1 protein-coding gene is annotated in these 228 nt (G+C 50.0%); it reads left to right on the forward strand.

Annotation, left to right across the window (positions count from 1 at the left end):
• On the forward strand, positions 1 to 228 hold a 228-nt coding region (locus COZ07_RS00410), incomplete at both ends, for a hypothetical protein (RefSeq protein WP_406606644.1).

The raw sequence follows: 228 nt of genomic DNA on the forward strand, positions 1-228 counted from the left end.
AGGCTCAACCTGAAGTTTTCGGTGCTCCAGACCGAGACACAGGTACTGTCTCCATTGATGTAGGGAGAGGACAAGCTGTAGAGGTGGGGGTTGGAGAACCCTTCGTCAACACACTGGAGGAACTAGCTCGTGCTGCCAATTATGGTGGATACTACAAAGTATTCCTTAATGGCTCTGAGGTAGTGAATCCAGCTGATGCTCCAGAGAACATTGAGTCTGGGATGAGGA

Origin of the sequence: Candidatus Infernicultor aquiphilus (assembly GCF_002784285.1) — a bacterium.
Classification (GTDB): Bacteria; Atribacterota; Phoenicimicrobiia; order Phoenicimicrobiales; family Phoenicimicrobiaceae; genus Infernicultor; species Infernicultor aquiphilus.